Source organism: Fibrobacter sp. UWCM (assembly GCF_900129735.1).
In the GTDB taxonomy this organism is placed as follows: Bacteria; Fibrobacterota; Fibrobacteria; order Fibrobacterales; family Fibrobacteraceae; genus Fibrobacter.
On sequence record NZ_FQWR01000026.1, the window covers coordinates 44,015 to 54,840 of the forward strand.

Genomic DNA, 10,826 nt, shown 5'->3' on the forward strand with positions numbered 1-10,826 from the left:
ATGGGAAAGAAAATTCTTTTTTGGCCGGATGTTTATAAAGAACAAGGGCATTGGCTTCCGACTTTTGTTTGGGCCAGGGAACTCCTTAACAGGGGAAATCAAGTCGCCTATATGGGAATACTGGATTGCCGCGCCCTAGTGAAGTCATTTGATGAAAATGTGCAATACCATGAAATTTTCAGAGAGTTATACCCTTTGGGATATACTGACGAAAGTCAAACAACACCCCAGGGACGCTGGAAGCCCGAACATGTATTACGAATAGCAAACGGTGACCTTGACTTTATTTTTAATGGAAACGATAGGCCCGATGTCCTTGTGTCCGGTTATTTTACATCTCTGGAAAGCTTGCTTATTCATCGCAAATATGGAGTGAAGGTCATCATATCCACGACATATCTGAGACATCCTGAAAATGATCCAGCCATGCGAGCAATTCAAAACTTGATGGCTTTCATTGACTCAATGAAAAAAGGAATTTTTGCATTCGTGTGGAATAATTTCTCGGATTATGCAGAACAAAGGAAAGAAACTGTATATGATGAATTTGTCAAGCCGCTGACAACATTCCATGAACTGATTCCATGTCCCAAGGAATTCGACTATCAACATTATGTTCACGGTCCATTGGTCCACTATGTAGAACCGTGCATTACCCCTCTTTTAGATGACGTAACAAACGACAATAATCTTGTTGCGAATAGCCAAACAGATGATGTAGAAGCATATTGGAACGATTTTTTAAATCAGCATAACAATATTATCTTTGCAACTGCTGGATCACAAATACTTGATTATGGTGAAAAACCGAAACATATGTTTGAAGAACTTGTCAGGATGATGGATGCCCCTCAAATGCAAGGGTGTCATCTGCTTCTTTCTGTCGGAGAAAAACTGCTGCGGACAACAGAATGGAAACTTCCTGACAATGTGACCGTAGCCGGTTGGGTTCCTCAGCGTTTGATTTTGTCATCTCCGAAAATATATTGCGCATTTATACATGGCGGTTTGGCAACAATCAAAGAATGTATTTATAAAGGGGTTGACTTCGTCATAGCTCCTATGGGAAAAGACCAGTTGGACAACGCACTCCGTTTAAGGGAAAACGGGATCGACAATATGTTGGATGTTGAAACCAGTTTCACAGATTGCTATCTATACGCCATTAACAAGGTGAAAACTGATTTTCGCATAAGGAAAAACCTAGCAAGATTGAAAAAGGTCTTTGAAGCTTCTGAAGAAAAGCTCGAAGGTGTAGGGATAATTGAAGGTGTTGCGAATTCTACGATTCTGTAAGGCATAGAAATAAGGAAATGTCGGAACAGCAGAAAGGCAGCGAGTCGAAGGATAGTCAGGACAAGTCGTGGTTCCTGAGCGGTCCCGTGCTGAGCACGGGCCGTGGTGGCGGTGCGTTGCGCGGGACGAAGGGCGAGTTCAACTGCGACGCCCATACCGGTAGCGCTAAGCTTTCCATACCGCTGCCGTTCACTCCCGACAGGGAAGGGATTGTTCCGCCTGTGTCGCTGTCCTACGATTCCGGGAATGGAAACGGGGCGTTCGGCCTTGGCTGGAATCTGGGCTGCCCGCGTATAGAGCGTTCCACTTCGCGCAGGCTCCCGCTGTACATGGATTCCGAAGACTCGGACGTGTTTACGCTCTCCGGTGCCGACCTGGTCTGCATCGCCGAGGAAAAACGCGCAACGACAACGGTACGCCATTACCGCTTGCAGTCCGAGTCGCAGTTCTCCCGCATCGAATTCAGGAAGGAATCAAGCGGTGAAACGAGCTTCTGCGTGTTCGAATCTGACGGGAGCCGGTCCACATATGGCGACTCTGCGGAATCGCGCATCGAAGACCCGCAATATCCCGGGCATGTGTTTGCCTACCTAATCAGTCGCAGCGAGGATGCGCTCGGCAATGTCGTGCGCTACCGCTACTGCGGGGACGGTGCGAACCGCCATCTGCTACAGGTGCTCTACGGAAACAAGGTCCCGGGTACGACTTCCCCGTCGCCCGACGATTTCCATCTCGGTCTCGTGTTTGCTTATGCGGAACGTAACGATGTCTATATCAACCGCAAGCCCGGTTTCGACGTGCGCTGCTCGCTCCGGTGCGAGTCCGTGACGCTGTACCACGGCTTCGGTTCCGCTTCGCTCTTTTCCGACGGGAACAGGGTCAGGTCGCTTTCATTCGAGTACGTTGCCGGATGCGGCGGAGTCTCGCTTCTGGAGAAGGTCGTCGAGAGCGGGCACCATGTACTGGCCGACGGGACTGTGGAATCCGAGAGTCTTCCGCCGATGACGTTCAGCTATTTCCCGTTCGCGCTCGGCAAGGAATGGCGCGAGTTCGACCGTAGCTCGGTTGGAGACATTCCCGGCGGTTTCACGTCCGCCGAATGGGTTGACCTCTACGGCGAGGGCATCGCCGGCCTGCTCATGGACTGCGGCGGCAAATGGTACTTTAAGCACAATCTGGGGAACGGAAGACTTTCCGCGGCCTCGGAAGTGGGCGACAGGCCCGTTCCTGGTACACCTTCCGGCCTTACCGATGTCGAGGGTAACGGGGTTCTTGCGCTTGTCGAGAATAGTGGCGCGAACGCCGGCGCGTCCTTCCTCGACGAATCCGGAAAGTTCGGGCCGCGCAAGAAGTTCGGGAGTGTTCCGTGGATTGACTGGGAAAAATCCAACATAAAGTTCATGGATTTGGACGGTGACGGGCGTAGCGAAGTCGTCGTTGCCGAGGACGGCAGGATACGCGTGTATCTCTCCGGTGGCGTGAAGGGTTACGGGAATGCCATCTACAGGTACTTTACCGAGCCGGGCGAAAAGCCTGTGCTTGTCTCGAAGTCTCCCGACGAGGCGGTGTTCGCCGCCGACATGACGGGCGACGGACTCGCCGACCTCGTGCGTGTCCGGTTCTCGCAGGTATGCTACTGGCCGAACTACGGCCACGGACGCTTTGGTTCGGCAATTTATATGGACAACGCGCCTGTTTTGGGCGGCTTCAAGGATTTCAATCCCGCGAACCTGATCGTCGCGGACATTGACGGTTCGGGGACTACGGACCTGCTCTACCGTGAGGGCGACCATCTCCATATCTACCGCAACTGTCTGGGGAAATCGTTCGAGTTCGTCGATACGATTTCGCTTCCTGGCAAGGGCGGGACGGTGAAATCTGCGGACGTTCTTGGAAAAGGGCTTTCTACCATCGTGTTCGGCTCCCCGTTGTTCGCCGATTCGTCCGCATCGCCGCGCTACCTGCCGCTGCAGGGCGGGCGTACCAACGTCATGTCGGGCTACACGAACGGGACGGGTGCACAGGTCGATATTGAATACACGCCAAGCACTGCCTACTATCTTGAGGACAAACTGTCCGGGAACCCGTGGACTACGAAGTTGCCGTACGTGGTCCAGTGCGTCTCCAAGGTCGTGTCGAGGGACCTCGTCACGGGCTGGGACCGCACCGAAACCTACGCCTACCGCGACGGCTATCACGACCCGGATTTCCGCGAGTTCAGGGGCTTCGGTTCCGTGGTGCTGCGCGAGCACGAGTGCGGCATCGACCCGGAAACCGACCAGGACATACGCGAGACAAGGACGGATTTTTATTTAGGCAGATCGTCGGAAAGGCCCACGCTGGATTGCGCCCGGGCGATGACGACCCGCCAGTGGCAGGAAGGCTGCCGCTCGTTCCAGGGGATGCCGAAAAGCCGCAAAGTTCTTTCCGTCAACAGGGACGGGACGGAAATCAAGGAATTTTCCACGACTTCGTGGACTTACCGGGCGAAATTTATTATGGAGGCCCGCCTTCCGGGCGACAGGTTCCGCAACGGTTCCTGCTGGCTGTGCATCCAGGAGTCGGAGACGACCTCGTTCCGGGAATCTGCCGACGACACGCCGCGTACGAACGCCTCGTTTACGCTGGCTACGGATGCGTACGGGAGGCCGCTCCTCTCGGCCTCGGTCTGGTACGGTCGCGGAGGCTCGAAGCCGGACGACGTGCCCGATGTCGTGTGGAACGAACAGAAGAAGAACCATGTGACTTTCACCGAGACTCGCTATACACAGGATTGCGGGCACACTTCGGGCAAGTTCCGTATGGGCCTACAGGCAAGTTCCGCGTCCTACGAGAAGACAGGCCATGCCGCGTTCGACCTGGAAAGTGCGCAATCCCTGAACGCGCTGTTCGCGGATGTGACCAGGCCGCGCAGGGTTCTGACCCGCGAGGAAGCCGTCTTCTACGACGACGCCCTTTCTGCACCCCGTACCGACGGCACGTGCGGCCTTGCTGGGCTCGTTTACGAGCGCTACGGGCTCGCCTTCGAGTCGCAGGCCCTGTCCACGATCTACGGGAACTCCGTGACCCCCGCCGACATGACGGCGGCGGGGTATGTCCTCCGCGATGGCGACTGGTACCGCAAATCGGGCAGGAACGTCTATGCGCAGAATGCCGCGTCGAACTTCTATCGGCCCTGCGGGATCGAGGACGCTTTCGGGAACTGCACTTCCGTCGCCTACGACGCGCATTCATGGCTCGTGGAGTCCGTCACGGACGCCGTGGGGAACACCGTCTCCGCCGACAACGACTACCATTACATGTCTCCTCGGATGGTCACGGACGCGAACGGTAACAGGACCGCGGTGGACTGGACGCCCCTCGGTCTCGTCTCGAAGGTTGCCCTGATGGGCAAGGAGGGGCTTTCGGAAGGCGACACGCTCGACAGCCCCACCGAGGAGTTTATCTATGACTTCGGCGGCTTCGAAAATTCGGGTACGCCTGTCCACGTGCGCACCCGCCGCCGCGAGGTGCACGGCTCGTCCACGTGCAGGTGGCTGGAGTCCGTCGAGTATTCGGACGGTGCGGGCCGCGTCGTGCTCGCCAAGGCCGTCGCGGAACCCGGCAAGTACAAAACGCTTGAAAATGGCTCAGTCGTCGAGAAGGACAGCGGGACGGATGTCCGCTGGGTCGGTTCCGGCCGCACCATCTACAACAACGCGGGCAATCCCGTCAAGCAGTACGAGCCGTATTTCAGCGGGACTGACGATTATGAGAGCGAGCCTGCCATCGTCGAGACCGGGGTTACGCCCGTGCTGCACTACGACGCGCTCGACAGGCTCGTGCGCACGGACTTTCCGGACGGGACGTTCAGCAGGGCGGAATTCGCCACGTGGGAACAGAGGAACTTCGACCAGGACGATACCGTGCTGGAAAGCGGCTGGTACGCGGACAGGAACTCGCCGGACCCGGCGGGGAACGAGCCTGCAAATCCTGAAAAGAGGGCCGCATGGCTCTCCGCAAAGCATGCAGACACTCCTTCCGTGGAGTATCTGGACGCGCAGGGCCGCCCGTTCTACGGCATCGCGGACAACGGGATGCTGGGCAGGTACGCCACGCTCACGGTGTTCGACGTCCTGGGCAATCCCCTTTCCGTGACGGACGCCCGCGGCAACGTGGTGATGGCCTACGCCTACAACTCCCTCTCCGTGGCCTGCAAGACGGATAGCATGGACGCCGGCGAACGGAAGACGTTGCTTGCTGTCGATGGCCAGCCCGCACTGGGCTTTGACAGCCGCGGGCACAGGCTGCGCAGCGTTTATGACGCATTGCGCCGCCCCGTGGAACAGTGGCTGGGCGAGAACGGCGGCGCGGAAAGGCTCGTCGACAGGACCGTTTACGGCGAAAATTCGCCGACTCCCGAAGCCGATAACCTGCGCGGCATGCCGTGGAAGTCCTACGACCAGGGCGGGCTTGTGGAAAACGCCGCCTACGACTTCAAGGGCAACCTCCTGCAAGGATCGCGGCAATTTGCCAGCGCGTATAACCAGACCATAGACTGGAACGTCGCCGACCCGGACTCGCTGCTGGAGGCGGAGACGTTCACGACGGTCACGGCCTACGACGCGCTGAACCGCGCTATAAGCATAAAGACCCCGCACAACGAGGATATCCCCGCGAGCGAGATACTGCCGGGCTACAACGAGGCCTCGCTGCTTGAGAAGGTCGACGTGAAGCTGCGCGGAGCCACTACCGCCACGAACTTTGTCCAGAACATCGACTACGACGCGAAGGGGCAGCGCGAGCGGATACAATACGGCAACGGCTCCACGACGGGCTACACCTACGACGAGAAGACGTTCCGCCTGAAGCGCCTCTTGACCACGCGCAACAACGGCGCCGACATTTTACAGGACCTGAACTATACATATGACGCCGCCGGCAACGTCGCGCAGATCGACGACGACGCGCAGCAGACGATATTCTTCAACGGAAGCGTCGTCAGCCCGAGCCAGAAATTTGAATACGACGCCCTCTACAGGTTAATCAAGGCGACTGGAAGAGAGCACGTTTCCGTGAACGCCGACAGCGAGCCCGAGGCCGAGGGCTACAACGCCGCCCAGATAAGCCCGCAGGACGGCACCGCCATGCGGAACTACGCCCGCGAATGGCGATACGACAGCGTCGGAAACATCCTGTCCATAATCCACCAGGCAAACGGCAACGCGTGGACCCGCACGAACTCCTACGCCGCGGACAGCAACCGCCTGATTGGTACTACAGTCGGGAGCTCCTCCGCGAGCTTCTCCTACAACGCCCACGGCTCCATGACGAGCATGCCGCACCTCTCCGCGATGGACTGGGACTTTGCCGAAAAGTTGTGCCACATCACGCGCGGCACGACTGAGGCCTACTACAACTACGACGGCAACGGGATAAGGACTCGTAAGGTTGTTCGAAAAAATGGGGTGACAGAAACCCGCCTTTACCTCGGCGGGTTCGAGATCTGGCGCAAGACCGTAAACGGTGCCCTAGATACGGAACGCGAGACATTGCATGTGATGGATGACCAAAGGCGTATAGCCTTTGTCGAAACCTTGACCGTGGAAAACGGGAACCGTGTCGCGGCTCCCGCACCCGTGCAACGCTACCAGCTCGACAACCATCTTGGCTCCGCGTCTCTCGAACTCAACGCATCCGCGAACATCATCAGTTACGAGGAATACTACCCCTACGGCGATACAAGCTACCGCGCCGGCCGCAACGCAAGCGAAGTCAGCCAGAAACGCTACCGCTACACCGGCAAGGAGAAGGACGAGGAGAGCGGCCTTTACTACCACGGGGCCCGCTATTACGCCTGCTGGCTGGGACGCTGGACCGCCGCCGACCCCATCGGCATCGGCGACGGGTTGAACGTGTACATGTACGTGCACGGGAATCCCGTGAAGTTGCAAGATCCGAGCGGGACGCAGGGGGAATATGAAATTGATGCTTACCCGACTGAGCAAACAATAAATTTATCCAATGTTGATATAAAAGCAACGAAAAAATATGATGAAGATGAAGCTAATGAAGTTCTAAAAGATGAGATAAATGCGTATGTGGAACAAATGGGGCCTATTCGCAAATCAATATATATGTTCGTTGATTGGGCGTCTAATGGTTTAGTTGACATCAACTCGTTTGACAAAAGATTTGATGATATATATGAAATGATTGATAACGGCACTTTTGAAAAAGAGATATATAAAAATGTGAATAAACCAGGTTTAGGTTCTACTACAAATCCTACTTCTTTTAAAGATTTAATTGGTTCGGATCTTTATTATTTTGCACGAGCGAGAGATTATCAGAGAAGAAACGATAAAAATGATATTCCTGACTATTACAATAAATATGGTGCTAAGAACATGTTTAGGTTTAAATATATAACTAGGAATATTTTTTCAATGTTTTCGGATGAATTTGCCCAAAATTGGCTTGACAAAACACTTGAAAATTTACAAATTAAAATGGAAGATATTGTTTTAGAAGATTCCATTGGCGAAAAATCATCTTCAAATCTTTATAAAAAAGCGTTTAGAAGTCATGTTCCCTCATACATTGATGCTGGATTCTGTGATTTAAATTTCGCTGAATGGGTGGTTATTGGACTAACTCCAGATTTTAATCATATTATTGAGGGGGATGAACAGATTAAAGGTGTTTTGGAAGAATGCGGCCTTGTTAAACCTTTTACTAACTTCATTACAAGGCCTTTGTCTAGGGGAATACGAGAAATCAATTCGATGTATACTAATTATTTGCAGCAATCCATTTTGCAACAATTAAGATAATATGTGTGAATTTTTTTAATTTATCACTTTGCTAAAATGACTAGATTGACTGAAATTAGACTTACAAAATTTGGTAAAATTATATTTGCCGTCGGTTGCCTAATCCCTATTGGAATAGCGATTCTTATTTCGTTGTTTTTTTTAGGGGGAATGAAGGTTAGGGAAATAGATGGAAAATGGATTAATGAAGGTGTTTCGGATGTATTTAAAAAAAAATCATTTTCATATGATAAAGTGCTTGTGTTTGCTAATGAGTTGACGGTAAGGGATCATGAAAAACAATTTTCCATTATGGGTTCTTTGGGAAAACAACAGCTTGTAAGTTTGAATACAAACGATGGTGGTAAAAACTGGATATTAACAGGCGCTGACACAGCAATATATTTTAATGAAAATGTAGATGAATGGAAATATTTTGGTGACGCCGTATTTGGAGGAACGATTGGAAATATATATGTGAGAAAACAAGATTCTCTTTTAAACGAAAGAACAATTATATTAGAGGGTTTAAAAAGTCCTAGCTCAAATTTATCCAACTTGTGTAAAAGATGGGGGCAAATATATGCTCAGAATAACAACGATTGGGTTGTTTGTGGATACGATAATACATCATCCTCGATTCATGAAGTTCGTATTTTACAAAGATTAGAAGGTGTATTTAAACTCCATACATCATTTCCAAATAAGTGGCATTTTTTTCGTTTAGAATACATGAATCCGTCTGATTTCTATGTTAATGGAAATCTAATGATTGGAATTTTTGGATTCCATATAGGAACTGGAACTTTGCTTCACTATTTATACTATAGCGTTGATGGTGGGAAATCGTGGGAAAATGAAAAAATACCAGCTTTTTCACACGAACGCTTATTGGTGACTAAAGATTCAATTGTTGTTCTTGGAATAACGGAAATACACGATGAAAAAAGGGCGAATGTCACCATTCTCTCAATGCCGATACCGAAAGAATAATCCTATATTGATTCTATGCTCTGCGTTTCTTTACAGGGAAAAAACTCTAAATTTCAGGAGGAACCTTCTGATTTAGAAATGCAGTTGCTTGAGCTGGGCTTTCTTTGCGAGAACGTCGCCGACCCGGACGCCCTGCTGGAACCGGAGACGTTCACGACAGTTACCGCCTACGACGCGCTGAACCGAGCGACGAGCATCAGGACCCCGCACAACGCGGACATCCCCGCGAGCGAGATCCTGCCCGCATACAACGAGGCTTCGCTGCTGGAATCGGTAAATGTCAAACTGCGCGGGGCCGCGACAGCCACGAACTTTGTCAGCGACATCGACTACGACGCGAGGGGACGGCGCGAGCGGATACAATACGGCAACGGCTCCACGACCGGCTACACCTACGACGGGAAGACGTTCCGGCTGGTGCGCCTCCTAACCACGCGAAACAACGGCGCGGACATACTCCAGGACCTCAACTACACTTACGACGCCGTGGGCAATGTCACACAGATTGATGACAATGCGCAGCAGACGATATTCTTCAACGGAAGCGTCGTCAGCCCGAGCCAGAAGTTTGAATACGATGCTTTGTACAGGCTGGTAAAGGCTACCGGCCGCGAGCACGTCTCCGTGAACGCGGACAGCGAACCGGAGGCCGAAGGCTACAACGCCGCACAGATAAGCCCGCAGGATGGCACCGCCATGCGGAACTACGCCCGCGAATGGGAATACGACAGCGTCGGGAACATCCTGTCGATGATTCATAAGTTTAATGGGTCGCAATGGACTAGGAGAAACGCCTACGCCACGGACAGCAACCGCCTGACCGGCACTACAGTCGGGCAGACTACGGCGAACTTCACCTACAACTCCCATGGCAGCATGGCCTCCATGCCGCACCTCTCCGCGATGGACTGGGACTTCGCCGAAAAACTGCGCCACATCACGCGTGGCACGACTGAGGCCTACTACAACTACGACGGCAACGGGATAAGGACTCGCAAGGTTGTCGTGAAAAATGGCGTGACGGAGACCCGCCTGTACCTCGGTGGCTTCGAGATCTGGCGCAAGTCCGTAAACGGAATGCTTGAGGCCGAGCGCGAGACCCTGCACGTCATGGACGACCGGAAGCGCATTGCAATAGTCGAAACCTTGACCGTAGAAAATGCCGTTGCGGTCGCGGCCCCCGTGCCGGTGCAACGCTACCAGCTCGACAACCACCTCGGCTCCGTATCGCTGGAGCTGGACGGGTCGGCGAACGTCATCAGCTACGAGGAATACTACCCCTACGGCGACACCAGCTACCGCGCCGGCCGCAACGCAAGCGAAGTCAGCCAGAAACGCTACCGATATACAGGAAAAGAAAAGGACGAGGAATCCTCGCTGTACTACTGCGAGCAGCGCTACTATGCAGCACACGTCTCGAGGTGGGTCTCCACGGACCCCACATGGCTTGAAGACGGCATCAACCTCTACGCCTACGTGAACGGCAACCCCGTAAGCGGCGTGGACCCGAGCGGGACGCAGACGGAAAACAATGAAGCGACTGTAAGTGATGAGTATAATGATGATAAAGCAAAAGAAAAATTAATAAGCGAAATAAGGACACATGTGCTGCCCGAATTGGGTGATGAGGGGCGAAAAAAGGTAGAGTTGGACCATGCAGGAGTTTAATAAGAGGGTAGCATAAGCTACTATATTCATTGCGCAACCCCAAAAAGGTAAAACAATGGCAAAAGTCAACTACAA

General features: G+C 52.9%; 4 protein-coding genes. All 4 read left to right on the forward strand.

All coding sequences use genetic code 11. The features are described 5' to 3' along the window. Positions 1-1,296, forward strand: a complete 1,296-nt coding sequence (locus tag BUB22_RS13980; protein ID WP_073116054.1) for a glycosyltransferase family protein — start codon at positions 1-3, stop codon at positions 1,294-1,296. 17 nt (positions 1,297-1,313) lie between these two features. Continuing rightward, positions 1,314-8,111, forward strand: coding sequence for a SpvB/TcaC N-terminal domain-containing protein (locus BUB22_RS13985; protein WP_073116056.1), 6,798 nt, complete (start codon positions 1,314-1,316; stop codon positions 8,109-8,111). A 36-nt stretch (positions 8,112-8,147) separates the two neighbouring features. Continuing rightward, complete coding sequence (locus BUB22_RS13990; protein ID WP_073116058.1) at positions 8,148-9,083, forward strand: enterotoxin domain protein; 936 nt, start codon at positions 8,148-8,150, stop codon at positions 9,081-9,083. 78 nt (positions 9,084-9,161) lie between these two features. Continuing rightward, complete coding sequence (locus BUB22_RS13995; RefSeq protein ID WP_073116060.1) at positions 9,162-10,751, forward strand: RHS repeat domain-containing protein; 1,590 nt, start codon at positions 9,162-9,164, stop codon at positions 10,749-10,751. Positions 10,752-10,826 lie beyond the last annotated feature (75 nt).

Coding starts and splice junctions, on each gene's coding strand:
- BUB22_RS13980 (WP_073116054.1), top strand. CDS start 1: ATGGGAAAGAAAATTCTTTTTTGGCCGGATGTTTATAAAGAACAAGGG.
- BUB22_RS13985 (WP_073116056.1), top strand. CDS start 1,314: ATGTCGGAACAGCAGAAAGGCAGCGAGTCGAAGGATAGTCAGGACAAG.
- BUB22_RS13990 (WP_073116058.1), top strand. CDS start 8,148: ATGACTAGATTGACTGAAATTAGACTTACAAAATTTGGTAAAATTATA.
- BUB22_RS13995 (WP_073116060.1), top strand. CDS start 9,162: ATGCAGTTGCTTGAGCTGGGCTTTCTTTGCGAGAACGTCGCCGACCCG.